Source organism: Streptomyces sp. NBC_00525 (assembly GCF_036346595.1).
Taxonomy (GTDB): Bacteria; Actinomycetota; Actinomycetes; order Streptomycetales; family Streptomycetaceae; genus Streptomyces.
The window spans coordinates 4,727,183-4,753,183 of record NZ_CP107834.1; the positions used below are offsets into that span (position 1 = coordinate 4,727,183).

The 26,001-nt window shown below is 73.8% G+C and carries 23 protein-coding genes; 7 read left to right on the top strand and 16 right to left on the bottom strand.

All coding sequences use genetic code 11. From position 1 onward, the window contains the following. Positions 1 to 166: 166 nt before the first annotated feature. The gene (locus OG710_RS21205; protein WP_330240727.1) at positions 167 to 1,009 is read right to left on the bottom strand and encodes a lysozyme; all 843 of its coding nucleotides are present in this window, start codon (positions 1,007 to 1,009) and stop codon (positions 167 to 169) included. Positions 1,010 to 1,276: 267 nt separating this feature from the next. Between OG710_RS21205 and OG710_RS21210 the strand changes: the two genes are divergently transcribed. Beyond that, on the top strand, positions 1,277 to 1,759 hold the full coding sequence (locus OG710_RS21210) for a MarR family winged helix-turn-helix transcriptional regulator (RefSeq protein ID WP_330240728.1): 483 nt from the start codon (positions 1,277 to 1,279) through the stop codon (positions 1,757 to 1,759). 60 nt (positions 1,760 to 1,819) lie between these two features. Here the strand turns inward: OG710_RS21210 and OG710_RS21215 are convergent, their stop codons facing one another. Next, the gene (locus OG710_RS21215) at positions 1,820 to 2,602 is read right to left on the bottom strand and encodes a hypothetical protein (RefSeq protein WP_330240729.1); all 783 of its coding nucleotides are present in this window, start codon (positions 2,600 to 2,602) and stop codon (positions 1,820 to 1,822) included. 363 nt (positions 2,603 to 2,965) lie between these two features. Here OG710_RS21215 and OG710_RS21220 point away from each other — a divergent pair, with 363 nt between their 5' ends. The 5 genes from OG710_RS21220 to OG710_RS21240 are packed head-to-tail and all read left to right on the top strand — an operon-like array spanning position 2,966 to position 8,540. Beyond that, positions 2,966 to 5,749 (top strand): sensor histidine kinase, encoded by a 2,784-nt coding sequence (locus OG710_RS21220; RefSeq protein WP_330240730.1) that lies wholly within the window; start codon positions 2,966 to 2,968, stop codon positions 5,747 to 5,749. Beyond that, positions 5,746 to 6,231, top strand: coding sequence for a roadblock/LC7 domain-containing protein (locus tag OG710_RS21225; protein ID WP_330240731.1), 486 nt, complete (start codon positions 5,746 to 5,748; stop codon positions 6,229 to 6,231). The genes OG710_RS21220 and OG710_RS21225 overlap by 4 nt, the downstream gene beginning before the upstream one ends. Further along, positions 6,228 to 6,641 carry a DUF742 domain-containing protein gene (locus OG710_RS21230; protein ID WP_330240732.1) on the top strand — a complete coding sequence of 138 codons (414 nt, stop codon included), beginning with the start codon at positions 6,228 to 6,230 and terminating at the stop codon, positions 6,639 to 6,641. Before OG710_RS21225 ends, OG710_RS21230 begins: the two co-directional genes overlap by 4 nt. Beyond that, on the top strand, positions 6,622 to 7,272 hold the full coding sequence (locus OG710_RS21235) for a GTP-binding protein (protein ID WP_330240733.1): 651 nt from the start codon (positions 6,622 to 6,624) through the stop codon (positions 7,270 to 7,272). Before OG710_RS21230 ends, OG710_RS21235 begins: the two co-directional genes overlap by 20 nt. Before the next feature lie 26 nt (positions 7,273 to 7,298). Further along, positions 7,299 to 8,540 carry a styrene monooxygenase/indole monooxygenase family protein gene (locus tag OG710_RS21240; RefSeq protein ID WP_330240734.1) on the top strand — a complete coding sequence of 414 codons (1,242 nt, stop codon included), beginning with the start codon at positions 7,299 to 7,301 and terminating at the stop codon, positions 8,538 to 8,540. A 24-nt stretch (positions 8,541 to 8,564) separates the two neighbouring features. Here OG710_RS21240 and OG710_RS21245 read toward each other — a convergent pair whose 3' ends face one another. The 5 genes from OG710_RS21245 to OG710_RS21265 all read right to left on the bottom strand — a co-directional run bounded on the left by OG710_RS21245 (position 8,565) and on the right by OG710_RS21265 (position 14,520). Further along, positions 8,565 to 9,698 carry a C40 family peptidase gene (locus OG710_RS21245; RefSeq protein ID WP_330240735.1) on the bottom strand — a complete coding sequence of 378 codons (1,134 nt, stop codon included), beginning with the start codon at positions 9,696 to 9,698 and terminating at the stop codon, positions 8,565 to 8,567. Between the two features lie 171 nt (positions 9,699 to 9,869). Beyond that, complete coding sequence (locus OG710_RS21250; RefSeq protein WP_330240736.1) at positions 9,870 to 12,416, bottom strand: outer membrane protein assembly factor BamB family protein; 2,547 nt, start codon at positions 12,414 to 12,416, stop codon at positions 9,870 to 9,872. Between the two features lie 53 nt (positions 12,417 to 12,469). Beyond that, positions 12,470 to 12,772 (bottom strand): hypothetical protein, encoded by a 303-nt coding sequence (locus tag OG710_RS21255; protein WP_330240737.1) that lies wholly within the window; start codon positions 12,770 to 12,772, stop codon positions 12,470 to 12,472. A 30-nt stretch (positions 12,773 to 12,802) separates the two neighbouring features. Then, complete coding sequence (locus OG710_RS21260) at positions 12,803 to 13,558, bottom strand: TetR/AcrR family transcriptional regulator (RefSeq protein WP_330240738.1); 756 nt, start codon at positions 13,556 to 13,558, stop codon at positions 12,803 to 12,805. Between the two features lie 26 nt (positions 13,559 to 13,584). Continuing rightward, on the bottom strand, positions 13,585 to 14,520 hold the full coding sequence (locus tag OG710_RS21265; RefSeq protein ID WP_330240739.1) for an AurF N-oxygenase family protein: 936 nt from the start codon (positions 14,518 to 14,520) through the stop codon (positions 13,585 to 13,587). Between the two features lie 178 nt (positions 14,521 to 14,698). Between OG710_RS21265 and OG710_RS21270 the strand changes: the two genes are divergently transcribed. Next, a complete protein-coding gene (locus tag OG710_RS21270; protein WP_330240740.1) occupies positions 14,699 to 15,808 on the top strand; it encodes a ferritin-like domain-containing protein in 1,110 nt (369 codons plus the stop codon). Positions 15,809 to 15,823: 15 nt separating this feature from the next. Here the strand turns inward: OG710_RS21270 and OG710_RS21275 are convergent, their stop codons facing one another. The 9 genes from OG710_RS21275 to ligD form a co-directional block, all read right to left on the bottom strand. After that, a complete protein-coding gene (locus tag OG710_RS21275) occupies positions 15,824 to 16,123 on the bottom strand; it encodes an SCO0607 family lipoprotein (protein ID WP_111338168.1) in 300 nt (99 codons plus the stop codon). A gap of 121 nt (positions 16,124 to 16,244) precedes the next feature. Then, positions 16,245 to 17,324: an amidase family protein gene (locus OG710_RS21280; protein ID WP_330242310.1), complete on the bottom strand. Its 1,080-nt coding sequence runs from the start codon at positions 17,322 to 17,324 to the stop codon at positions 16,245 to 16,247. A gap of 43 nt (positions 17,325 to 17,367) precedes the next feature. Further along, on the bottom strand, positions 17,368 to 18,825 hold the full coding sequence (locus OG710_RS21285; RefSeq protein ID WP_330240741.1) for a penicillin-binding transpeptidase domain-containing protein: 1,458 nt from the start codon (positions 18,823 to 18,825) through the stop codon (positions 17,368 to 17,370). Next, positions 18,822 to 20,201 (bottom strand): FtsW/RodA/SpoVE family cell cycle protein, encoded by a 1,380-nt coding sequence (locus OG710_RS21290; protein WP_330240742.1) that lies wholly within the window; start codon positions 20,199 to 20,201, stop codon positions 18,822 to 18,824. The genes OG710_RS21285 and OG710_RS21290 overlap by 4 nt, the downstream gene beginning before the upstream one ends. Positions 20,202 to 20,271: 70 nt before the next feature. Beyond that, the gene (locus tag OG710_RS21295) at positions 20,272 to 21,567 is read right to left on the bottom strand and encodes a HAMP domain-containing sensor histidine kinase (RefSeq protein WP_330240743.1); all 1,296 of its coding nucleotides are present in this window, start codon (positions 21,565 to 21,567) and stop codon (positions 20,272 to 20,274) included. Continuing rightward, the gene (locus OG710_RS21300; protein ID WP_330240744.1) at positions 21,564 to 22,295 is read right to left on the bottom strand and encodes a hypothetical protein; all 732 of its coding nucleotides are present in this window, start codon (positions 22,293 to 22,295) and stop codon (positions 21,564 to 21,566) included. The genes OG710_RS21295 and OG710_RS21300 overlap by 4 nt, the downstream gene beginning before the upstream one ends. 132 nt (positions 22,296 to 22,427) lie before the next feature. After that, the gene (locus OG710_RS21305; protein ID WP_330240745.1) at positions 22,428 to 22,754 is read right to left on the bottom strand and encodes a zinc-ribbon domain-containing protein; all 327 of its coding nucleotides are present in this window, start codon (positions 22,752 to 22,754) and stop codon (positions 22,428 to 22,430) included. Next, a complete protein-coding gene (locus tag OG710_RS21310) occupies positions 22,751 to 24,862 on the bottom strand; it encodes a PBS lyase (RefSeq protein WP_330240746.1) in 2,112 nt (703 codons plus the stop codon). The genes OG710_RS21305 and OG710_RS21310 overlap by 4 nt, the downstream gene beginning before the upstream one ends. 184 nt (positions 24,863 to 25,046) lie before the next feature. Then, complete coding sequence (gene ligD, locus OG710_RS21315; RefSeq protein ID WP_330240747.1) at positions 25,047 to 25,940, bottom strand: non-homologous end-joining DNA ligase; 894 nt, start codon at positions 25,938 to 25,940, stop codon at positions 25,047 to 25,049. Positions 25,941 to 26,001: the final 61 nt, after the last annotated feature.

Here is a 26,001-nt window from a genome sequence, read left to right on the forward strand (position 1 = left end):
GCGTGCGACGTAGGACGATGACTATACACGTGGGGTATACACCGGATTTATAGTGGGGCGGGGTCCCTCCGGGCGGTACGGGGAACGCCGGGTCCGGTCCGTGGACGCGGCGAAGCCCGGCAACCCTTGCGGTCACCGGGCTCCGGGGAGGGCGGGAGCGCCGCCGCTATCCGTTGGCGAGCGCCCGTACGCGGTCGAGAGCACCGTTGAAGTGATTGTGGTCACCCACCGTCGGTCCGGACGACGTGTACTGCCACATCGTGTAGAAACCCCAGCCGGCGGGAAGCGTGCCGACCGTCGAGCTGTAGCGGGCCACCCACAGCGGGTTGGTGGTGCCGAAGCTCGCGTTGTTGCCCGTGCAGGTCTGCCACCAGCTGGTCGCGGTGTAGATGACCGCGTCCCGTCCGGTGCGCGCCTTGTACGTGTTCACGAAGTCGCGTATCCACGAGACCATCTGGGACGCGCTCTTGCCGTAGCACTGCGCGCCGTACGGGTTCCACTCGATGTCCAGCACGCCCGGCAGGGTCTTGCCGTCCCTGGACCAGCCGCCGCCGTGGTCCACGAAGTAGTTGGCCTGGGTGGCGCCGCTCGTGGTGTCGGGCGTGGCGAAGTGGTACGCGCCCCGGATCATCCCGACGTTGTACGAGCCGTTGTACTGCTGGGCGAAGTAGGGGTTGGTGTAGTACGTGCCCTCGGTCGCCTTGGCGTAGGCCCACTTGACGCCGCTGTTCCAGAGGGTCGACCAGGCCACGTTGCCCTGGTGGCTGCTGACGTCCACCCCTTCGGTCTGGGTGACCAGGCTTCTGGCGGGCGAGCCGCTCTGGCCGTCGTGGGCGATCACCCCCATGCCCATGGTGGCGGTGCCGCGGGCCGGGCCGGTGGGTTTGCCGCCGGCCGCGTTCGACGCGCCGGGCAGGGCTATGAGGAGGGAGAGGGCTGCGAGCAGGGTGCCGGCCGCGGCGAAGCGCGAGCGGCGGGCCCTGGAGGAACCGGATCTGCGCACGGGCATTGCGTGCCTCCGAGTCTTGGTGGGGGGAAGCGAGGGGGAAAGCTCAGTGGGGGGATTCCGCTGACCCGTGGGGCGCCGCACGGCGACCCCGGAGGCATGTCATGGTGTGAACATGCCACGTATGACGCTACGCACGTAGACCCGCTCGCGGAAGGGGGTCCGCGCTGTGCCGTTGGTCTAATCCTGCGAAATACTGGCCGAGCTGCGGCGATGACCGGCGGCGTAAGGAAAATTTCACCGGCAGGAAAGCTCAAGAGGGGTGTTGACGTGCACGGGAGCGAAAGAGGGCGTGAACCCGGCGCTACCGGAGGAAGTGGTGCGGACCACGAATTCCTCGCCCTCGAACGCGAGTTGGCCGTCTTCCTGCGCCGCGCACGGGCCAACTCCGGGGAAATGGCCCGCGAAGTGCATCCGGAACTGGAGGCCGCCGCCTACGGACTCTTCGTCCGCCTGGAGTCCGCGGGCCGCCAGCGGGCCACCGACCTCGCCGCCTACTTCGGCGTCGGCAAAGCCACCATGAGCCGCCAGCTCCGCGCCCTGGAGAACCTCGGCCTGGTGGCGCGCGAGCCCGACCCGGCCGACGGGCGTGCCTTCCTCGTCCACCTCACCGACGAGGGCCTGGCCCGCTTCCGCAGCGTCCGCGACGCCCGCCGCGACCGCTACGTCCGCAAGCTCGCCGACTGGGACCGCGCCGAGGTCGCCGAACTGGCCCGGCTGCTGCACCATCTGAACGCCCGAGCCGAGGGCTGAGCCGACCGGCGGGGGCCGGGCGCCCCGGCGGTGGGGCGCCCCACAGTCGTACGGGGCGCCTCACAGGCGTACGAAGACCGCCGTGGCGTCGTCGTGCGTCTTGCCCCGCAGATGCTTACGCTCCGTGTCCGCGTCCTCCAGGGCGCGGACCCGGTCGATCAGCCCCTGCGGGCCCTCCTTCTCCAGGACCCCGAAGCACGCCTGCCAGTCGCCCTCGCCGAACATCTCCGTCCAGCGGCTCGCCCCGTCCGTCATCGCCGCGAGGCCCCGTACTCCGGCGCGCGGGGCCTGCCCGACGACCGCCCGCGCCACCACGGCCGGGTCGGCGGCGGCCGTGAAGAACCCGCCCTCCTTGTTGCGCGCACGGGCGTCCGCCACCGCCTCGGACACCAGCAGCTCGGGCGCCAGCCGGTCGAGCCGGTCGTCCAGCACGGCGCGGACCTCTCCCTCGGGCGACTCGAACAACAGCACCGAATCGGACAGCACCAGGTACTCCACGGCGGCCTCGTCCCAACGCGCCACGACCACCGTTGCCTGCGGCGTACGCACGTGAGAAAGGTCACACGAGGAGCGATGGGCGTTTGCGGTGCGCCGGATGGACTCCGCGAGGACCTCCCGCAGGGTCAGATCCCGTCGCGAACCGGACAGTTCGACCAGCGCCCCGCCCAGCCTCGCCGTGAACCATGGAACCGAATGCACACAACCGTCGTCGCCCTCCGGCGGCGTCACGCCGTCCAGGAGCACCAGTCCGCCGCCCCGACCGGAGGCGGGGAGAACCGATGCGGTCCAGTCCTCGTTCGGTCGATCGGGGGCTCCGGCGGCGGTCGCGAGTTCGATACGCATGCGTTCAGTCTGCACGACGTCTTCACCACACCCGCATTCTGCGGGGATCGGTGCGTACCGGCAGGTCAGCGGCCCGGCCGGGCGGAAGCGGCCGCTCCGCCCCCGGATGCGGGCGGGCATCCTGCCAAAGCGGGCGCCGAAGTTCCAGCCGGTGTCCGCACATGACTCCGGCGTGCGCCGGGGAAACTTGTTCGCCAACTCCGGAGTGATGTTCACTCGTTCAGGTGGCGGAGCGGTTGATGCGCGCCCCCTCCCCAAAAGCGCTGGAATGGTCGGAAGCCGTACCAGGGGGCGGGGCGCTCGTTCATGTGACCGTGCGTCACCTCTGCTTCAAGGGCGGACGAGTCAAGATTGCGAGCACCGGTGCAGAAGAAGCGGCCTCGGAGCAAGGGCGGCAGCAACAGCGGTTCCGAGGCGGCGCCGACGACCCCGGCCGGCGGCGGTCGCACCGTACGCGTCCGCAGCCGGCTGGTCGCGGGCGTCGCCGTCGTCGGGATCACCGTCATAGCGGCGGGGACACCGGCCGTGCTCGCCGCATCGGCCGACCTCAACGACTCGCAGCACCTGGTCACCCTCGCCGAGCTGAACCAGCAGGCCGTCTCCCTGGCCCACTCCCTCGCCGACGAGCGCGACGAGATCACCGTGTACATCGCGGGCGGCCGGGACGGCGAGCCGGGCAACCGGGGCGCCCGGGTCGACCAGCAGGTGGACGAGATCCGCGAGGCGGCCCCGCCCGACCTGCTGCGCGACCTGTCCACCATCCCCTCCCTGCGCCGGGACGCGGTCAGCGGCAAGGGCACCGCCCTGGCGGCCCACCAGGCGTACTCCGAGGTCATCGCCAAACTCCACGGCCTGGCCGACGCGCTCGCCCGCGACACCCCGCCGCGCGCGGCCGACGGCGCCCGCACCCCGCGCGCCCTCGGCCGGGCCACCGACCAGGCGTCCGCCACCCGCGGGCTGCTGCTCGCCGCGCTCGCCGTGCCCCGCCCGGAGCCGGCGCCGCCGCGGATCGACCCGTTCACCGGGCTGCCCGTGCAGCCGCAGGACGAGGGCGAGACCAAGGAGGACCGCACCCGCGACGCGCTGAGCGCCGCCGCACAGCGGGCCAGGGTCGGTGAACTCGCCGCGCTCGCCGAGTTCGACCAGTCCACCGGCGCCACCGCCCGCGACAAGCTGTCCTCGATCGTCACCGGACCCGAGGTCAACAGCGCCGAGAAGTACCTCGCCGAGCTGACCGACCGCCCCGAGCTGTCCGACTCCGACCTCGAGGTCAGCGAGAAGAAGGTCGCCGCCGCGCTCTCCGCCCGTGTCGACCGGATGCGCTCCGTGCAGTCCGCGCTCGGCACCGCCCAGGTCCAGCGGCTGGAGCAGCTGCGCGACGACGACGTCACCGCCCTCGAACTGCGCATCGCCCTCCTCGGCGGCTGCCTGCTCGTCGCCGTCGGCGTCTCCACCGCCGTCGCTCGCACCCTGACCCAGCCGCTCGCCGTGCTGCGGATCGGCGCCGCCCGGCTCGCCGCCGAACCCGCCACCGCCGAACCGGTCCGCTACACCGGCCGCAACGACGAGTTCGCCCAGGTCGTCCGCTCCCTCAACGCCCTGCACGGCCGGTCGCGCGAGCTGCTCCAGGACCACGAGGGGCGCGCCGAGAAGCTCGCCGCCGAACGCGCCGGCCTCATCGGCGAACGCGAGAAGCTCGCCGCCCGGCGCACCGAACTCCAGGCCCACACGGACGAGCTGACCGCCCAGCTGGAGAAGCTGCGCGGCACCGTCCACCACACCTTCGTCAACCTCTCGCTGCGCACCCTGGGGCTGGTCGAGCGGCAGCTCGGCGTCATCGAGTCCCTGGAGGAGCGCGAGCAGGACCCGGAACGCCTCGGCACGCTCTTCAAGCTCGACCACATGGCCACGGTCATGCGCCGGCACAGCGAGAACCTGCTGGTCCTCGCCGGTGCCGAGCACGGGCACGGGCATCCGGGCCCGATCCCGCTGGTGGACGTCCTGCGCGCCGCCGTCAGCGAGATCGAGCGGTACGAGCGGGTCACCATCCAGTCCCTCCCGCCGCACGCCCAGATCGCCGGGTTCGCCGCCGACGACCTCAGCCACCTGGTCGCCGAACTCCTGGAGAACGCGACCTCCTTCTCGCCGCCCGACTCCCCGGTCCAGCTCTCCGGCTGGCTCCTGGAGAGCGGCGAGGTGATGCTCTCCGTCCAGGACGAGGGCATCGGCATGTCCGCCGAGCGGATGGACGAGCTGAACACCCGCCTCGCCGACCCGGCCCTCTTCGAGGCCGGCGAACGGAACGCCGGCGGGGAGGGGGCCGGGGCCGGTCTCGGCCTCCAGGTGACGTCGCTGCTCGCCGCGCGGCACGGCGTACGGGTGGAGCTGCGCGAGCAGAAGGGGAACGGGATCACGGCGGTCGTCGTGCTCCCCGAGGCCCTGCTGCCGAAGGCCCTCCCGACCGCGACGCCCCCCGCCGTCACCACACCGGGCGAGGCGCCCGCGCTCAACCTGCCGGGCTCGGTCGCGGAGGCCAACTCCAACACGCTGCCGGGGCGCGGTACGGAGTCGTCGGACGATCCGATGATCGCGGCGGCGGAACGGGTGCTCGCCCAGGCGCAGGCGGCCGACGCCGCCCCGGACGAGACGCCCGTGACCCCGCAGGCTCCCGAGGCAGACGAGCCCGCAGAGGCCCCCGAGGCGGTCACCGAACCGGACCCCGAGCCCGACGCCCTCGACACCGAGGCCACCCTCCAGGTGCGCCTGCCCAGGCCCCCGCAGGCCCCCGAGCCCGAGCCCGCCCCGGAACCCGAGCCCGCCCCGGAACCCGAGCCCGAGCCCGCCCCGGTCCCGGAACCCGAGCCCGCCCCCGACCCCGCCGCCGCCGTCACCGACAAGGGGCTGCCCAAGCGGACCCCGAACATCGTCCGGCCCGCCGGGGCGCCCGCCGCCGAGCGCCGGGGGAGCGTCGACCGCGAGGCCCTGCGCCGCCGCCTCGACAACTTCCAGCAGGGGGCCAGGGACGGCCGCAGAGACGTCGAGGCGGAACTCGCCGGAGACACACGTACCGAACAGGCCGAGCCGGCAGGCCGTACCGATGGCCGGACCGGAGACACGGGGGAAACAGTCGAGGAGGCACGTAGTTGACTGCGCCCAGCACATGCGGGCTGAGTAGCGAGGCCCGGAACCTGCAGTGGTTGCTCAGCAATCTCGTGGAGGAGGTGCCAGGGGTCCACTCGGTCACGGTCGTGTCGTCGGACGGGCTGATGCTGCTCTCCTCCGACCCCGGCCACCGCACGGCGGCCGCCGCCGAACCGGCCCCGCCCAGCGGACCACGCGGTTCCGGCGCCGATCTGGCGACCATCGTCTCGGGCATCGGCAGCCTCACCGCCGGCGCCGCGACGCTGATGGAGGGCGGCGGCGTCAAACAGACCATGGTCACCATGGAGGAGGGCAGCGTCTTCGTCATGTCGATCAGCGACGGCTCCCTGCTCGGGGTGCACGCCGCCCCCGACTGCGACATGGGCGTCGTCGCGTACCACATGGCGCTGTTCGTCGGCCGGGCCGGGCACGTACTCACCCCCGAACTCCGCAGGGAACTGCGCACGTCGTTGGAGAGCGCCCGGTGAGCCCGGCCGCCACCGGACCCGCCGGCAGGCTCCCCGTACGCGGGGCGGGCAAACGGCCCGCACGGGTACGCCCGTACTCGCTCACCGGCGGCCGCACCCGCTTCGGACACGTCCTGCTCGTGGAGACGTTCGTCGCCGCGCTCGAGGCACCGCAGGAGCGCCGCGAACTCACCAACGGCAACCCGTCACGGGTGATGCCGGAACTCAGGGCGATCGTGGAGATCTGCCGCCGGATGCGCACCGTCGCGGAGGTCTCGGCGCTGCTGAGAATGCCGCTCGGCGTGGTCCGGGTACTCCTCAGCGACCTGGCCGACCAGGGAAAGATCCGCGTGTACGGGACCGGGCACGGCCCCGGCAGACCCGACCGCGCACTGCTCGAAAGGGTGCTCGATGGACTCCGTCGTCTCTGAGTCGCCGCTGTTCGCCCCGCGGCAGCCGGGGCCGGACACCCGGCCCGAGGAGCAGACCCAGCCCTGGCAACTGGACACCACCAGGGCCCCGATCGCCACGAAGATCGTGGTCGCGGGCGGCTTCGGCGTCGGCAAGACCACGTTCGTCGGCGCGGTCTCCGAGATCACCCCGCTGCGCACCGAGGCGATGATGACGCGGGCGAGCGAGGACACCGACGACCTCGGCGCCACGCCCGACAAGCTCACCACGACCGTCGCGATGGACTTCGGCCGGCTGACGCTGGACGACGACCTCGTGCTGTACGTCTTCGGCACACCGGGCCAGCAGCGCTTCTGGTTCATGTGGGACGACCTGGTGCGCGGCGCGATCGGCGCCGTCGTCCTGGCCGACACCCGCCGCCTCGCCGATTGCTTCCCCGCCCTCGACTACTTCGAGAGCTGCGGACTGCCGTACATCGTCGCCGTCAACCACTTCGAGGGCACCCCGGCCTTCGAGGCCGACGACGTCCGCGAGGCACTGACCGTACCCGCGCACGTCCCCGTCCTGATCATGGACGCGCGCAGCCGGATCACGGTCGTCGAGTCCCTGCTGGCCCTCGTCGGCCACGCCCTCGACGCCGACCCCGCGTAACCCGCACCCCACAACGGAGAACCGCGATGCGGAAGATACTGATAGTCGGAGCCGGTCAGTCCGGGCTCCAGCTCGCCCTCGGACTTCAGTTCCGGGGATACGAAGTCACCCTGATGTCCAACCGCACGGCCGACGAGATCCGGTCCGGCCGGGTCATGTCCACGCAGTGCATGTTCCACACCGCGCTCCAGCACGAGCGGGACCTCCGGCTCAACTTCTGGGAGTCCCAGGCCCCGCGCATCGAGGGCCTCGGCGTCTCCGTCGCCGCCCCCGACTCCTCGCGGGCCGTCGACTGGGTCGGCAGGCTCGACGGCTACGCCCAGTCCGTGGACCAGCGGGTCAAGATGGCCGGCTGGATGGAGACCTTCGCGCAGCGCGGCGGACAGCTCGTCATCCACGGTGCGGCCGTCTCGGACCTGGACTACTTCTCGCGCGCCTACGACCTCGTGCTGGTCGCGGCCGGCAAGGGCGAACTGGTCTCCATGTTCGGCCGGGACGCCGCCCGCTCGCCGTACGACGCCCCGCAGCGCGCGCTGTCCGTCGCGTACGTCCACGGCATGGGCCCGCGCCCGGAGCACCCGGAGTTCGACGCGGTCCGCTGCAATCTGGTCCCCGGTGTCGGCGAGCTGTTCGTGATGCCGACCCTCACCACCTCGGGCCGGGCCGACATCCTGTTCTGGGAGGGTGTCCCCGGCGGGCCGCTCGACGCGTTCCAGGGCATCAAGGACCCCTCCGAGCACCTGGCCAGGACCCTGGAGCTGATGGAGCGGTTCACCCCCTGGGAGTACGCCCGCGCCACCAAGGTCGAACTCACCGACGCCAACGGCACCCTCGCCGGCCGGTACGCCCCGACCGTCCGCAAGCCGGTCGGCCGGCTGCCCGGCGGCGGTCTGGTCCTCGGCGTCGCGGACGTCGTCGTCGCCAACGACCCGATCACCGGCCAGGGCTCCAACTCGGCGTCCAAGTGCGCCGCCGCCTACCTCGACGCGATCGTCGAGCACGGCGACCGGGAGTTCGACGAGGCATGGATGCGGGCCACGTTCGACCGCTACTGGGCGACCGCCCAGCACGTCACCAAGTGGACCAACGCCATGCTCGGCGCCCCGCCGGAGCACGTCCTGAACCTGATCGGGGCGGCCGGGCAGCTCCAGCCGGTCGCGGACCGCTTCGCCAACGGCTTCGACGACCCGGCCGACTTCGAGAACTTCTTCTTCGACCCGGAGAAGACGAACGCCTATCTCGCCTCGGTGACCGGCCCCGCCGCCTGACCGGGCCCCGCCGCGGCCCCGGTCCTACGAGGCCGGGGCCGCGGCGGAGCCGTAGCCCTCGTCGGAGCCGTCGGTCGCCCCGGCGGGCAGCTCGGGACCCCGGTACGAGGCCAGCGGCGTACCGGCCGGATCGGGCCGGACCGCGCCGAGCACCGGGTTCGACGCCACGGGGGAGACCTTCACCCGCGAGCCCGGCCGGGGCGCCTGCACCACCAGGCCGTTGCCGAGATACAGCGCCACATGGGTCGCCTTCGGGAAGTAGACCACCAGATCGCCGGGGCGCAGCGCGCTCATCGGGATACGGGTCAGCTGCCGCCACTGCTCCTGCGAGGTGCGCGGAATGACGCGGCCGGCGCTCGCCCACGCCCGCGAGGTGAGCCCGGAGCAGTCGAAGGAGTCGGGCCCCTCCGCCCCCCACACGTACGGCTTGCCGATCTGCCGGACCGCGTACCGGACGGCCGCCCCGCCCTGCGCGGTCGGCGGCCGGGACGAGGACAGCGCCCCGGCGAGCGCGCTCTGGGCCCGGTCCGTGTTCTTCCGCTGGAGGCCGTTGACGTCGGCGAGCTGGTCCGGGGAGAGCGTGGCGAGCATCGCCTCGACCTGTTTCAGCCGGGTGCGTACGGTGTCGCGCTCCTTCTTCCGGCGCGCGGTCAGCGTCCGCTGCTCGGCCAGCACCTTGCGGGACTCGCGGGCCAGCTCGTCGGCCCGCTTCTCGGCCGCGCCGAGCCGCCGCACGGCCGCCGCGCGGCCGGCGGCGAGGCGCTGGATGACCTGGCCCTGCGTCAGGGCCGCCTCCGGATCGCGCATCAGCAGCAGCCGCAGATACGCGGAGAGCTCGGACCGGCCCTGGTACTGCTCGCGGGCCAGCCGCCCGGCCGCGTCGCGGCCGTCGGCCAGCGAACGGCGGGCGGTGACCAGGGCCGCGTCGAGCTTCTTCGCCCTCGCGGCCCGCTTCTTCAGCTCGGCCGCCGTGCCGTTGTAGCTCTCGGTGGCCTCTTCGGCCTGCTGGTAGAGCCGCTGCAACTCGCTCAGCAGCCCGGCGACATCACCGGGCGCGGGGGGCGGGGCGGGGGCCGCGACGGCGGTGGCCGGTGAGACCACGACGACGGCGGCCAGCACCGCCGTACCGAGGGTACGCACCAGGGTGCCCGACGCCACGACATCACCTCCGAACCGGGGCGAATCGTGCGACTACCCCATGAGTGAGCGCATTTCGTACATACGCTCACGCCGTGCGGGGTGCGATGCAAGGACCCAGGGGTGTGGCGGCGGGCCACCGCCCCCGGAATCGCCCGGAAGGCGGTGGCCCCGTCCGCCGGACGGGTGCGCTCAGGCCACCGGGAACGCGTAGACGGTCCCGCCGCGCCGGACGACCGCCGTTCCTTCGTACGCCAGCACCTGGTACCCGGCGGTGACGGTCTCGCCCCCGGGGTCCTGGTTGCCGATGTCCTGGAACTTCCACAGCCGCTTGCCGTCGGCCGCCGCGAACGCGGTGACCTGGCCGCGCTCGGCGGCGAGGAGGGTCTTCCCGGTGGAGCTGACGGTGATCGCGGGCGTGCCGTCGCCCGCCGCCTCGGTGGAGCGCTGCCAGACCGCCTTGCCGCTCTCCCGGTCGAGCGCCCCGACGACATGGTTCCGGTTGGTGGTGTACAGCGTGTCGCCCTTCGGCACCGGGACCCCGAAGACGGAGTCGCGGCCGCCCTCGAGCGTCCACCGTGCCTTGCCGCCGGGCGTCGCGAAGGCCCGCAGACCGCTGCCCTCCGCCGCGTACAGCACGCCGTCGTCCCCGCCGACGGCCGCCGCGTCCGGCGTGACCCGGCCGAGCGACTTGGTCCACTGCGCCTTGCCGGTCGCCCGGTCGTAGCTGATGAACCGCGACTTGTTCCTGGCGGCCTTCACTTGCTTCGCCGTACGGGAGGCCGGCCGCTGCCGCACCACGACGGCGTCCTCGCGGACCGCGATCAGCTGGTACGCGGGCGCCGCGTCCCCGCGCCCGTTGGGCAGCGCCGAGCGCCACAGCTCCTTGCGCTCCGCGATGTCGTACGCGAACAGATACGACTTGACGACCTTCTTGTCCTTGCCGCGCTTCTTGCCCTTCTTCGGCTTCGGCGCCTTCACCGTCACCCGGTGCGACCCGGTGAACCAGATGCTCGACCCGTCCGCGCCGACCAGGGTGGCGAGCGTGAGGCCGGGCAGGTCCTCGAAGCCGTCCTCGTACGCCAGCCGCTCGGCGACCTTGCCGTCCTTCGCCGAGATCCACAGGAACCCGGACGCGCCCACCACGAAGCAGTGCTCGTCGTCGGCGGGCAGCGCGGCCCGGTCCCCGGCGCCGTCCTGGCACTCCCAGACCCGGCGCCCGGTGCGCAGGTCCACCGCGCTCGCCCGCTTCTCGTCGGTCAGGACCAGCAGCCGGTCCTTCCAGAGCGCGGCCGTCAGCGGCGCGGGCTCGCCCTCCGGGTGGGTGTGGATCCAGCGCGGCTGCGGGGCGGTGCCGGCCAGGGTCGGCCGGGTGCTGCTGGGCGCGGGCTTCGGCTTCGGCTCCGGGGCCGCCTTCGCGTCGTCGCCGGAGCCGGTCGCGTAGACCGCCCCGCCGCCGATCAGCAGGCCGGCGAGCCCGGCGGCGCCCCCGACCAGCAGCGCCCGCCGGTCGAGACCGGAGCGCGGGGCTCCGGCCGCCGGCGCCGGGGGCGCGGGTACGGGCAGCGGCTCGGGCGGGAGCTGCGCCGGCGGGTACGCCCCCGAGCCCGGCCACGACGCGGGCGGGGCGGCGGGTACGGGCTGCGCGGCGGCCGGCCGGCCGATGACCCCGAGTTGCGTGGTGCGGGTGTCCAGGGCCGGCGCGGGGGCGGCGGGCGGCTGCTGCCGGGCGGGCACGGCCGGTACGGCGTCCTGGACGTCGGCCCCGGCCACCGCCTCCGGCGCGGGGGCCTGCGTCCGGGGCTCCTGCGGGGCGGGCGCGTCGTGTGCGGGCCCCTGCGCCTCGGGCCCCCGCGCCGATCGGCGGGCCTCGGCGCCCTGCGCGGCCACCGCCGCCGCGAGCCGGTCCGGAAGCCAGCCGGCCGCAGCGAGCGCCGCCGCGCCCTCCAGCGCGAGTTCGGCGGCCACCGCGCCCGCGTCCGGCCGGTCGGCCGGGTCCTTCGCCAGGCAGCGGGCGATCAGGCCGCGCAACTCCTCGGGCACCCCGCCCAGTTCCGGATCGGCCTGCGCGATGCGCTCGGCGGCCTCGGCGGGCGGGCCGTCCGCCAGCGGCGTGGCGCCGGTCGCCGCATAGGCCAGCAGCAGCCCCAGCACGAAGAGGTCGGACGCCGGACCGGCCTCCTCGCCCGCGAGCTGTTCCGGAGTCAGGTGCCCCAGGCGCACGGACAGCCGGCCGTCGCGGCCCGCCGCCTCGGCCGCCGCGCCCAGCGGGCCGAACGCGGTCAGCCGGGGGCCGTCCGCGGCGAGCAGCACGGTGCGCGGGGAGAGGCCCTGGAGGGTGGCGCCGGTGGCGTGCACCCGGGCCAGCGTCTCGGCGAGGCCCGCCCCGAGCACCCGGACCGCGCGCTCGGGCAGCGGCCCCGAGGTCCCTATCGCCTCGTCCAGGGTCAGTGCCGGCACATAGGGGGTCGCGGTCCACGGCCGCTCGTCCTCGCCGGTGTCCAGCAGCGGGGCGACCCAGCCGCCCGCCAGCCGGTCGGCGAGGCGCGTCTCCGCGTCGAAGCGGTGCCGGAAGGCGGGCAGCGAGGCGAGTTCGGGGCGGGCGGCGGTGACGACGACGAGGTCCTGTGCGCCGGCTCCGTGTGCCAGGTACTGCACGGCGGTGGCCGTCTCGCGCAACCGCGCCAGCACGGTGTAGGGCCCGAAGCGGCCTGGCTCGTCCTGACGTGGCGCCTCCATGGCGCATCCCCCCTCGTGACCCACCCGGCCTTCCCTGCGCCGGACGACCGATCCTAGTGGGGCGGTTCCTGGCCGCCCCGTCCGCCGTGGCGCTCCGGCTTCGACCACGGCCATCGCACGCGGTGCCGTTCGCGGCCGTCCGGGGCGTACTCGTAGATCCAGCCCCGCTGGATGCCCAGCCGCTTGGTGTGGCCGGCCGGGGTGCGGCGGTACGCGTACACGGTGGGCGGGCCGCCCGCGGCGTCCGGGACCGGGACCTCGTACCACTTGGGCGGGTGGCCGGTCGCGCCGGTGAGGACGGGCAGGACCCGGCCGTCCAGCGGGCCGCCGACGAAGGCGGTGTTCTCGCTTCTCACCGGGCCAGTCTGACCGATCGGCCCGGCCGGTCAGTCATGCGGCAGCAGATGCTCCGCCGCGCCGACCAGTGGGGCCAGCCGGTCCGCGAGCCGGCCGGCCGGGCCCCGCTCCGTCTCCAGCGGGAGCAGCGCGGCCACGGCGGCGGCGGTCTGCGGGTCCGACGCGGAGGTGACCGCGAGCAGGCCGATGAACTGGTCGACCAGCCAGTCGCGCAGCTCGCCGGCGTCCGGCCGCTTGCCCTCGTCCAGCCAGATCAGCGAGGCCGCCTCGACCGCCGCGATCCAGGTGCGCACCATCATGCTCATCCGGGGCGCGGGCTCGTCGCGCCCGTCGTGGCCCAGATGCAGCAGGATCTGCTCGGCCGCCGCCCGGCGCACCTCGTCCACGATGGTGCCCGTCCGGGACGTCTCGGCGACGCTGCCGCCGCGCAGCAGGGCGCTGAACCCGGCGTCGTGCTCGTCGACGAAGGCCAGATAGCGATCCAGGACGCGCGTGACGCGCTCGGTCGGCGGGCCCTCGGCGGGCTCGGCGAAGCACAGCTTCAGCTGCTCGGCGGCGGACCGCAGCGCCGCCTCGTACAACTGCTGCCGCCCACCGGGGAAGTAGCGGTAGACCAGCGGCCGCGACACCCCGGCCACGGTCGCCACCTCGTCCAGCGAGACCTCGTCGGGGGCCCGGTGGGCGAAGAGGGTGAGCGCCGCGCCGAGCAACTGGGCGCGGCGCTCCTCGACGCTGAGCCTTCGGTACGCACGGCCGGGCGGCGCGGCTGCGGCGGCTGGGGTCATACCCCCCAGCGTAAGGGCTGTCACGGTCAGGCCAGCAGGCCCGAGCTCTTCCACAGCCTGCGCCCCACCCCGTTCAGGACACCGATGTCCTCGAAGAAGTCGGTCAGCCGTTTGGCGCCCGTCCGCATGACCTCCGTGCGGTGTCCGCTGGCCCTGACCTGGGCGACGGCCTCGTGGCGGTTCAGCCCCACGTTCTCGTACACCTGCGGGTTGATGAAGCAGACGGAGAAGACGCGGGCCGCCTGGCCGCAGCTCACCCTGGCCAGTTCGCGTTCCCAGCGGGGCGCGGTCACCATCTGGCGGCGCAGCTCCTCGCGGGCGTAGCGGACGTGCCGGGCCTCCTCGATGACGTGGATGCGGGTCACGCCGCGCACCAGCGGCTGCACGCGCTCGTCGGGGAAGGTCAGCCGCTGCATCCAGTCCAGGATCTCCTCGCCGAGCAGCGTCCCGGCGAAGGAGCCGGGCGTGGTGGAGACGCTCTTCAGGACGCGGGCCATGTTGTGGTAGCGGCGCGGCACGGTGTACGTGGGGCCGTTGCCCCAGGTGATCATGCGGCCGAACATCATCGAGTGCCGGCACTCGTCGGCTATCTCGGTGAGCGCGTAGCGGACGTGGCTGCTGGTCGCGGGCTTGTCGTAGATGTGCCGCACGAGCAGTTGCATGAGGATGATCTCGAACCAGATGCCGAGCGAGGCGAGCGAGGCGGCCTCGTGCCGGGCCAGTTCGAGCCGCTGGTCGTGCGACATCCGCTTCCACAGCGGGGTGTCGTACAGGGAGACCAGCTCGGGCGGCCAGAACCACTTGCCGTCCACGGGCAGGGTGTCCCAGTCGAGTTCCCGGTCCGGGTCGAAGGAGTGCTTGGCCGAGGCCTCCAGCAGCCGCTCGGCGATCTGCTCGCGGCCGCGCAGCGGGCCGAGTGCGTCGCGGAGCGTCTGCAGGTCGCTTTCGGTGACGGTCGTCATGGCTGGGGGCACCTCACACATGGGTTACCGGCGGTCACTCATTATGAGACTGCCTGTCAGCAAGACCGTCAATCCCTCGCGCACGACTTGTTGACCACGCGTCTACCAGCGTGTGAACCTGCCAACTGGGCCGGGAGCCCGCCGACTTCCTGATATCCGCGAGGCGAAGGAGCCGTCCGTGTCGACCCACGACCTCTACACCACCGCCCCCGAGGAGCCGCTGTGGACGGTGCCGGCCACCGGCGCCGCCCGTTTCAGCTGGGACTACGACGACGGCCGCGAACGCCTCCTCGCCCTGTACCAGAAGGGCAAGGACAAGCAGTGGGACGGCAACAAGCGCATCGACTGGAGCCTGGAGGTCGACCCGTCCGACCCGCTCGGCACCCCCGACGAGGCGCTCACCCTGTACGGCACCCCGCACTGGGCGAAGATGACCGAGAAGGACCGGGGCGAGCTGCGCAAGCACTACACCGCCTGGCAGTTCAGCCAGTTCCTGCACGGTGAGCAGGGCGCGATGATCTGCGCCGCCCGCATAGTCGAGTCCGTCCCCGACCTGGACGCCAAGTTCTACTCCGCGACCCAGGCGATGGACGAGGCCCGGCACGCCGAGATATACGGCCGGTTCCTGCACGAGAAGGTCGGGATGCTCTACCCGGTCAACGACAGCCTCCAGGGCCTCCTCGGCGACACCCTGCGCGACTCCCGCTGGGACATGCCCTACCTCGGCATGCAGGTCCTCATCGAGGGCCTGGCGCTGGCCGCGTTCGGCATGATCCGCGACACCACCACCAAGCCGCTGCCCAAGCAGATCCTCGCCTACGTCATGCAGGACGAGGCCCGCCACGTCGCCTTCGGCCGGATGGCGCTGCGCGACTACTACAAGCAGCTCGGCGACGCGGAACGGCGCGAGCGCGAGGAGTTCGTCATCGAGGGCTGCTACCTGATGCGCGACCGGCTCAGCGGGGTGGAGGTGCTGGAGAACTTCGGCATCGGCCGGCAGGAGGCCAAGGACCTCTCCGAGCACTCCGAATTCCTCCAGCTCTTCCGCAAGCTGCTGTTCAGCCGCATCGTCCCGTGCGTCAAGGACATCGGCCTGTGGGGCGAACGGCTCCAGAAGGCGTACGTGGACATGGGCGTCCTCGAACTCGGCGACTCCAACCTCGACCTGCTGATGGCCCAGGACGAGGAGATAGCCGAGCAGCTCGACAAGGACCGCTTCGCGGCCGAGGAGGAGGCCAGGGTCGCGGAGGTCGCCGAGGCGATCGCCCAGGGGGACGCCGGCGCCTGAGCCGGACGCGCCGCCCTACTCCGAGACCTCCACGATCTTCCCGTCCTCGTCCAGCGTGTGGGTGTTCCAGTACGTCCACCACGTGTCGTCGACGTGCTCCGGGACCTTGCCCTCGGGGTAGCGGGCGTACCCCTTCGGCGGCTCCTCGCCGTCCTTGACGCACGCGCTGCCGGTGCTGCCCACGTACAGCACCGGGTACTCCCCGCCGGAGCAGACCGCGTCCGCCGTCGAGCAGGCGGAGGTGAGCAGGGCCAGCGCCCCGCCCGTCACGGCGAGGGCGGCGGCGGTCCGCAGGCGGCGGCGGGCTGTACGCATGGTGACTCCTGGTTCAGGGGGTGGCTCGTCGCACTCCAGGCTGCCGCCTCGGCGCCGGACCGCCCTGAGTACGCGTACTCACGTACGGAAACGGCGTACTTGTACGAATGAGGCGCGTCCCTCAGCCTCCGGGGCGCGCCCCGCCGCCTCCCGCCGACAGGGCCCGCTCCACCGCGCGGGCCGCGCCCAGCAGTTCCGCGTCCCGGCCCCGGTCGGCCACCAGCTGGAGCCCGACCGGGCAGCCGTCCGCCGTGAACCCGGCGGGCACACTGGCCGCCGGATGCCCGCTCAGATTGAACGCCCAGGTCAGCGCCGTGGAGAAGGTCTCGCCCGGACCCTCGTGGCCGTGCGGGCGGTTGGGCGTGACGGGCGTGAGCAGCAGGGGCGTACGGGCGAAGAAGGCGTCGAGGCGGCGGTCGTTCTCCGCCCGCGACTCCGCCTCGCGCGGTGTCACGTTCCCGCCCCGCACCGCCGTCCAGACGTCCACCGGGTCCAGCAGGGCGCAGCCGCCCCCGGCCGTCCGCACCACCCCGGCCGCCTCCAGCCGCCGCACCGCCCCCCGCACCACGGCCGCCACCTCCGGCTCGGTGTCCGCGAAGCCCAGGTCCGGGCTGTACGCGGCGGCGAGCGGAAGCCGCGGCGCCACCGGCGCGTACCCGTCCAGGACACAGCGCAGATACGTTTCCGCCGCGTCCGCCGACGCCGCCAGCACCCCGGCCGACGCCAGCCCCGAGCGGTCCGGCGAGGGCAGCAGCCCGTTCGTCGTCTTCAGCCCGAACACCCCGCACCAGGCGGCCGGGATGCGCACCGAGCCCGCCCCGTCGCTGCCGGTCGCCAGCGCCACCAGGCCCGCCGCGACCGCCGCCGCCGAACCCGCCGACGAACCGCCCGGCGTCCGGTCGGGCCGCCACGGGTTGACGGTACGGCCGTGCGCGCCGAGTCCCCACGTCTGCCAGTACGTCCCCGGACCGGGCACCGAGGTCGAGCCGACCGGGACGCCACCGGCCGCGATCAGCCGGCGGGCCGCGTACGAGCGGATGCCGGACGGGCCCTTCACCGCGAACGGCAGCCCGGCCAGCGGGAGTCCGGACGCGGCCGGCAGCCGGGCGAGTGCTTCGTCGGGCCAGACGTCGAGGAAGGCGCACAGCTTCCGGTCCGCGCGCTCGATCGCGGCCAGCACCGCGCGCAGTTCCCCGCGCATGTCCTCGTGAGCCGTCACTCGCCCCCCGTTTCGCCGGCCGGTCTCAGTCTCGCAGGGCCGCCTCCATCACGGCACGGGCGATCGGGGCCGCGCTGCCGCCGCCGCTGATGTCGGCGCGGTCGGCCTCGGCGTCCTCCACGACCACCGCGACCGCGACCGCCGGGCGGGCCGCGCCGTCCGCCTGCGCCCAGGAGATGAACCAGGCGTAGGGCAGGTCCGAGTTGTCCACGCCGTGCTGGGCGGTGCCGGTCTTGCCGCCGACCGTCGCCCCGTCGATCGCCGCGTTCGTGCCCGTACCGTCCCGGACGACGTCCACCATCATCTGCCGCAGCCGCGTCGCCGTCAGCGGGTTCATCGCCCGGTGGTACGCCCGCGAGCCGGTGGTGCGGACGGTGGCGCCGTCGTGCCGGGTCGTCCGCTCCACCAGATGCGGATACATCAGCTCCCCGCCGTTGGCGACGGCCGCCGCCACCAGCGCCATCTGGAGCGGGGTCGCCGTGGTGTCGAACTGCCCGATCGAGGACTGGGCCAGCTGGTCGTCGCTCATGTCCGTGTCGAAGTTGCTCGCCGCCACCCCGGACGGGATGCGCAGCCCGGCGTCGTTGAAGCCGAACCGCTCGGCCGCCGCCACCATCCCGTCGAGCCCGACCTCCACACCCAGATGCGCCATGACGGTGTTGCAGGACACCCGGATCGCATCGGCCAGCGACGCCTTCTCGCAGCCCCGCGACTCGTTGGGCAGCACGGTCGAGGTGCCCGGCAGCACGTACGGGGAGGGCGTGTCGGTCGCCGCGTCCGGATCGGTGACGACCTCCGCGTCCAGCGCCGCCGCCGCCGTCACGATCTTGAACGTGGAGCCGGGCGGATACGTCTGCCGGATTGCCCGGTTCAGCATGGGCCGGCTCTCCGCCCCGTTCAGCTCCCGCCAGGCGTCCGTGACGGACGAGCCGGTCCCGGAGAGCCGCCCGGGGTCGTACGACGGGGTGGAGACCAGGGCCAGCACGCGCCCCGTCGCCGGTTCGACGGCCGCGACCGCGCCCCGCCGGTTGCCGAGCCCCTCGTACGCGGCCCGCTGCACCGCGTCCCGGACCGTCGTGACGACGTCCCCGCCGGGCTGCCGGTCCCGGCTGACCTCGCCCCACAGGGGGAGCGGGGCCAGCAGCGGATCGGTGCCCGAGAGCACCGGGTCCTCGGCGTTCTCGATGAGCGTGGTGCCGTACGTCTGCGAGGCGTACCCGGTCACCGGCGCGTACAGGGGCCCGTAACGGTAGGTGCGTTCGTACGCCAGCTGCTCGCCGGTGTCCTTCGAGCCGGTGACGGGCCGTCCGTCCACCAGGATGTTGCCGCGCGGCTGGTCGTAGCGGGCGATGGTGTTGCGCCGGTTGGCCGGGTTGGCGTCCAGCTCGTCGGCCTCGAAGACCTGCACACGGGCCGCGTTCACCAGCAGGGCCACGAGCAGCAGCAGGCAGAACGCGGCGGCGTGCCGGATGTAGCGGATCACCGCCCGCCCTCCGCGACCGGCGCCACGATCCCCGCGTCCGCCTCCTGCGGCGCCGGTCTGCGGGCCAGATCGCTCACCCGGATCAGCAGGGCCACGATGATCCAGTTGGTGACCACGGACGAACCGCCCTGCGCCAGGAACGGCATCGCCATCCCGGTCAGCGGGATCAGCCCCATCACCCCGCCCGCGATCACGAACACCTGGAGCGCCAGGATCGACGCCAGCCCGATCGCCAGCAGCCGTCCGAACGCGTCGCGCAGGGCGAGCCCGGCCCGGAACCCGCGCGCCACCAGCAGCGCGTACAGCAGGAACACCGCCGTCAGGCCGACGTACCCCAGCTCCTCGCCGGCCGTCGCCAGGATGAAGTCGGACTTGGCGGCGAACCCGATGAGGACGGAGTGCCCGAGGCCGAGCCCCGTACCGAGCATCCCGCCGGCCGCGAACGCGAACAGCGACTGGGCGAGCTGGCCCGGCCCCCGCCCGGCGTCGATCGAGGCGAACGGATCGAGCCAGTCCTGCACCCGGCTGTGCACATGCGGTTCGAACGAGCCCACCACGAACGCGCCGACCGCCGCGAGCAGCAGCCCCACCGCGATCCAGCCGGTCCGGCCGGTCGCCACGTACAGCAGGATCACGAACAGGCCGAAGAACAGCAGCGAGGTGCCCAGATCGCGTTCCAGGACCAGCACCCCGACACTGATCAGCCAGATGGCCACGATCGGCCCGAGCACCCGCCCGGTGGGCAGTTGGAGCCGCCAGATCCTGCGCCCGGTGTACGCGAGGGCGTTGCTGTTGGCCGCGAGGTAGGCGGCGAAGAACACCGCGAGCAGGATCTTGGCGAACTCGCCCGGCTGGAAGGAGAACCCGGCGACCCTGATCCAGATCTTCGCCCCGTTCACCGCCGGGAAGAAGATGGGCACGATCATCAGGACGAGGGCGGCGGCGACCGAGAGATACGCGTAGCGCTGGAGCACCCGGTGGTCGCGCAGGAACACCACCACCGCGATGAAGAACGCGACGCCGATCGTGGACCAGATCAGCTGCGTCGTCGCCGCCCGGTCGCCCGGCGTCTCCAGGTCCAGCCGGTAGATCAGCACCAGGCCCAGCCCGTTGAGCAGCACCGCGATCGGCAGCAGCAGCGGATCGGCGTACGGGGCGCGCAGCCGCACCGCGAGATGGGCCAGCAGCGCGAGCAGCCCCAGACCGCCCGCGTACCCCGCGACATCGGGCGGGACCGCGTCGTCGTGGGCGAGACCGACCGCGGCGTAGCCGTAGACGGAGATCAGGACGGCCCCGATGAGGAGCGAGAGTTCCACGCCGCGCCGCCTGGGCAGGCGCGGTTCGGGCGGGCGCGCGTCCGCCGTCGATGCGGTCATGCCCCGCAACGTAGCAAGAGGTGGGGGTTATGTCGGTCATGTCAGGACGCGGAGCCGCCGGGTGCGGGGCTCACGGCGGCTCCGGGGTGTCCGGGCCCGGATAGGGAGGCAGCGCCAGCCGGGCCACCGCCCCGCCGTCCGGCGCGTCGGCGAAGGACAGTTCGGCGCCCATCACCGCGGCCTGGCCGGCCGCGATGGTCAGCCCCAGGCCGTGCCCCCGGGCACCGCCCTCGGTACGGAAGCGCTGCGGGCCGCCCGTCGTCAGGTACTCCGGGAAGCCGTCGCCGTGGTCCCGTACGGTCACCACCGGCCCGTCCACCGTCAGCACCACGGGCGGCCTGCCGTGCCGGTGCGCGTTGGAGATCAGATTGCCCAGGACGCGTTCCAGGCGCCGCTTGTCCGTCTCGACGCGCACCGGCTCCCCGGTCACCTCGACCAGGGTGCCGGTGCCGCGCGCCACCCGTGCGGCGAGCGGGGCCAGCTCGTGGACGTCCAGATCGACCTGCTCGGTGCGGGCGTCCAGGCGGGAGATCTCCAGCAGATCCTCCGTCAGGTCCCGCAGGGCGCGGGCCCGGTCCTGCACCAGTTCGGACGGCCGGCCCGGCGGCAGCAGCTCGGCGGCGGCCGACAGGCCGGTCAGCGGGGTGCGCAGCTCGTGCGCCACATCGGCCGTGAACCGCTGCTCGGCCTGGAGCTTGCGCTGGAGCGCCGACGCCATGGTGTCGAGCGCCCCGGCGACGACGGCGACCTCGTCCTGCCGGCGCGCCGGGTCCGCCGTGCGCGGGTCGTCGACGCGGGCGTCCAGGTCGCCCGCCCCGATCCGCCGGGCCACCAGCGCGGTCTGGTGCAGCCGCCGGGTGACCCGGGTGACGGCGAACGCCCCGACCAGCAGCGTGGCGGCGATCGCCAGCAGCGAGGAGCCGATGATCGCCCCGTCCAGGCCGTTGATCGTCCGGGCGCTCTGGCTGTAGTCGGACCAGGCCGCCAGCGCCCGCCCGCCGTCCGCCGGGGCCGCCGCCCACATCACCGGCCGTCCCCGGAGCCGGCCGACCATCGTGCCCCGCCGGCCGCCCGCCGCCAGCGCCCGCAGCGGACGGGGCAGCTCCGGCGGGTCGACGCCGGAGCGCGGTGGCAGTGCCTCACCGGCCTCGTAGGCGCGGGACACCTCCGTCAGCCGGGTCAGCGACTTCTCGCGGGCGTGGCCCACCGTCTGGCGGGTCACGGCCGTGTGCACCAGGACGCCCAGGAGCGCGGCGAGCGCACAGCACATCACCGTGATGAACACGGCGGCCTTCCAGGTCAGCGTCGCCGTCCAGGCGGGCAGCCGGGGCCGCCGCCCACCCCGCCCGGCCGCCCGGTGGCTCACCTGCGCTCCCCGGAGACCGAGGCGGTGGGCCGGGGCGGGCGCGAGGCCGAGGGGCGCGGGACCGGCGGGCGGGGCCGGGCCTCACCGGTGCGCAGGATCTCGTCCTGCGTCGGCAGCATCGCCCGCTGCCGGTCGTCCCAGGACCACGCCGTGCGGTACTCGTAGCCCGTGATCCCGGACGGCGCCCGCATGATCAGGTCCCGCCCGGCCAGCTGCACGCTGATCACCGCGTCCGAGGTGGACATGATCCGGGTCAGCCCGCCGGACTCCGGCATGTACACGCGCACCGAGAGCTGGCGGCCCGGCATGCGGACGGCGAGGACCATCTCGTCCCGGCCGTCCCCGGTCAGGTCGCGGAAGTAGGGCGGCAGCACCGGGCAGGAGCGCGGCGTGCTCGCACAGGCGCGGACCGCCGCCACCGTCCGCGCCGGCAGGTCGTCGGAGGCGCCGGTCCGGTCCGGCGGTGCCGTGAGGCCCGCCCGCACCACCGCCACCGGGTCCAGCCGGCGCACATCGCCGCCCGGCACCCGGATGCCGGGAACCCGCGCGGTCTCGCCCTCGCCGTAGTCGTAGGGGGCGGCGGAGGCCGGCGGCAGCGTCGGCCACAGGCGCACCGGCCCCACGGCGGCCGGGGCCCGCCCCGCGCTCCGCAGCTCCCCGCCCGTGCCGCAGCCGGCCAGCAGCAGGGCACCGGCGACGGTCACCAGGGCGGTCGGCCGCGCGCGCATGACTTCCTCCGATCCCGAACCCGAGGGACGGGTGAACCCGTGGGATGGGCGAACCCGTCCCGCCGACCTTATTCGGAAGAAAGTCCCTTATGTGTATTCAGTGCCGGTATGCGCTTCGCGCTGACCCGGCCGTCACTGCTGGTACGGGTTCTGCCCCTGGCCCGGCGCGCCCGGTGCGTACCCCGGCTGCGGCGTCCCGCCGAACGGGTTGCCGTCCTGCGACGCCATGTGCTGGGACAGCAGCTGATCGGCCTGCTCCGCGGGTATCCGCTGCTCGCCGCCGCAGAACGTGCACTGCGTGGCGAACTTCGTCGAGATCGGGAACAGCGGCACGAAGAACAGCGTGAACTTCGTGATCCGCTTGCGCAGCGTGTGCGCCGCCGGATTCCCGCACCAGCCGCACACCAGCGTCAGGATCGCCAGCTGGTACAGATAACCCCGCGTACCGAAAATGATCATGTGGGTTCCTTCCCCGTCTTCCCCGCGAGCGCCCGGCGGCACAGCGCCAGCAGCTTCTCGTCCGTGTACGTGTCATGGCTGCCGTGCACCCCGTCGGTGGCGTTGTGACGGCGTACGGAGGCGAGTTCGGCCCGCAGCACCCGCGCCGCGTCCGGCTCCGCACCGGCGGGTCTCATCCGCGCCAGGCACTCCGCCACCCGGACCCGGACGTGCCGGTTCTCCTCCCAGGCCGCCAGCAGCACCGGAAGGGACTCGGCGGCCCGCCCGGAAACCTCCCACAGCGCGATCGCCGCGTCCACCCGCAGCCACAGCTCCCGGTGGCGCAGCAGCCCCCGCAGCCGGGGCACGGCCGTCGCCGCCCGCTCGCCCAGACCGCCCAGCGCGTCCGCCGCCGCACGCCGCGCGTACACGTTGTCCGCCCTCAGCCCGCCCAGCAGCGCGGGCAGCACCGCCTCGGCGTCCCCCTCCACCGCCCACAGCGCCCCGGCCGCCTCGACCGCCTCCTGCGAGCCGTCGCCCCGCACCAGCCGCCGCAGCTCGGGAACCGCGCAGCCGGCCGCGGGCCCGAACGCGGCGAGGGCCCGCAGCGCCGCCGTACGCAGCCACTCGCCCCGGACCTCCGGCGCCTCGCGCAGCACCCGCAGCACCTCCGGCGCGGCCTCGCCCGCCCGCAGCGCCGTGAGCCCGCTCAGCAGCGGGCCGACCCGGTCGTACGCCCGCTCGTCCAGCGCCGCACCGGCCAGCCGGCGCCGCAGCACCCCGGCCAGCGGCCGGGCCACCTCGCCCAGCCGCGCGATGCCCGGCCCCACGTCGTACGGCACCAGCGGCTCGTCCAGGGCCGCCGCCAGGACCGGCAGGGCGCGGGCATCGCCCAGCCGGGCCAGGGCCCGCGCCGCGCCGCCCAGCTGGGTGCGCCCGTCCGGCCACCGCCTGACCCAGCCGGCCGGGTCCGCCGCGACCTGTTCCGCCAGCGCCTCCGCCGCCGGGGCGGCCAGCCCGAACAGCCCCTCCAGCACATGCGCGGCGGCCTCGGCCAGCTTCGGCTCCGGTGCGGCGAGCTGCTCGCCCACCAGCCGGACCAGCTCCGTGTACGAGCCCCGCCAGCCGCCGATCAGCCCGTTGGCCATGCGCACCGCGTCGACGCGCTGCCAGGGGTCGGGGCTGCGCAGCTGGTCGGCGAGGAGCACCGTCCGGTCCGCGACCCGGTCGTCCAGCCCGGCGTGCAGGGTGCGCAGCAGATCGGCGGTCCAGGGCGCCGTCCGTCCGGCGCTCTCCTCGGTGGACAGCGCCCGGATCTGCCCCAGCAGCGTCACCGGGGCGGCCTCGGCGGCGGACCCGGCCGGCTCCGCGCCGCGCGTCCTGGGCCCGCCCGGACCGGGGGAGGCGCGCAGCTCGTCCAGCAGCCCGGTGACCACGGGCACCACATCGCCGGGCAGCGCGCGCGGTGCGCAGCGGGCCAGCTGGGCCAGGGCGGCGAGCCGCAGCCCCGGCGGGTTGGCCTCGGCGACCAGCCGGCCCAGCCAGTCACCGACCGCCCCGGCCAGCGGGCGGTGGCGCAGCGCCAGCCGTCCGGCCGCCTCGACCAGCGCCAGCCGTACCTCCTCGTCCCGCTCCGCCGCCTGCCGGGCCCGCAGCAGGGCCAGCACCCTGGCGGGGTCGTCGTGCAGGGCGGCCAGGGCGAGCGGGGCGCTCTGCCGTACGCCCGGATCGTCGTCGGCCAGCAGTCCGAAGAAGACGCCGGCGCCCGCCGAGACGGCCGCCGCCGCCATCGCGTAGTTGGCCGCGCCCTCCGCCTCGTCCTCGCCGAGCTCCGCCTCGTCGTCCTCGCCGAGGTCGATGCCGCCGATGCTGGTCAGCAGCTCGACTATGTCGCCCCGGTCCGGGACGGCGGGGTCGGTGACCAGCTCCAGCAGGAAGGGGATGCAGGCGAGCGTGCACGGATAGACGTCGCCCTGGTGGTGCACCGCCCCGTACATCCCGTCCAGGGCGCGTTCGCGTTCCGCCGGATCGGGGGACGCCAGCCCCCGCAGCAGGGCGGGCACATCGTCCGCCGGCCCGTAGGCATGCTCCATCGAGGCCCAGTCGACCTCGTCGATCCCCGCGAACACGCCATCGCCTCCCCGCCGACGTCACGCAAGCAGTGTCTGCGCAGAGTGTGCACCACGGGCCGGACAATCCGACCACTCCCCGCAAGCATTTGCCCTGCGGCATGACAAGACTCCCGCGGGTGCGGTATGGCTGCGGTGTGAACCGGCCAACCTGGGCGCGCTGTCCGGGGCGCGGGGAACGCCGCTACGGTGCCGGGATCGGGCAGGACCGGGCGGGATCGGACAGCGGCGCCAGCAGATCGCCGTACCGGTCCAGCCGGCCGGCCAGGTCGCCCGCGAGGAAGACCAGATCACCGGGGGAGCGGCAGCCCTCGATCTCCGCCCAGGTCACCGGCGCCGACACGGACGGCTCGGGCCGGGCGCGCAGCGTGTAGGGCGTGGCGGTCGTCTTGGCCGCGGCGTTCTGGCTGAAGTCCACGAACACCTTGCCCGGCCGCAGCGCCCGCCGCATCCGGTGCACCACCAGATCCCCCAGCTCCCGTTCCGCGCGGACGGCGAGGCCCTTCGCGTACGCCGACACCGCCGCCGAGTCCGTGGGGGTGATCGGGACCAGCAGATGCAGGCCCTTGGAGCCGGAGGTCTTCCCGTACGCCGTCAGGCCGTCCTCCGCCAGCCGCTCCCGCAGCCAGAGCGCGACCCGGCAGCACTCCACGACCGTCGCGGGCGCTCCGGGGTCGAGGTCGAACACCAGCCGGTCGGCCACGGCGGGGGTCGCGGCCCGCCACTGCGGGGTGTGGAACTCCACCACCAGGTTGGCGGCCCACATCAGCGAGGCCAGATCCTGGACGACCACCTGCTCGGACGGCTCGCTCGCGCGGTGCGGCACCGGGGTCCGGTGTACCCAGGACGGCGTACCGGGCGGCGGGTTCTTGGTGAAGAACCGCTGTCCCTGCGGGCCGTCCGGATAACGCAGGAACGACACCGGGCGGTCCCGCAGCTGGGCGAGCAGCACCTCGGACGCCGTGGTCGCGTAGTAGTGCAGCACCTCGCCCTTCGTGGTGCCGGTGGCCGGATACAGCACCTTGTCCAGGTTGCTCAGGGACAGGCGTCGCCCCTCCACCTCCGTGATCGGCGTCATACGATAAGAATCACACGCAAAAGGGATTTTCTTCGCCTCTCCGCTACCCGCGACTACCCGC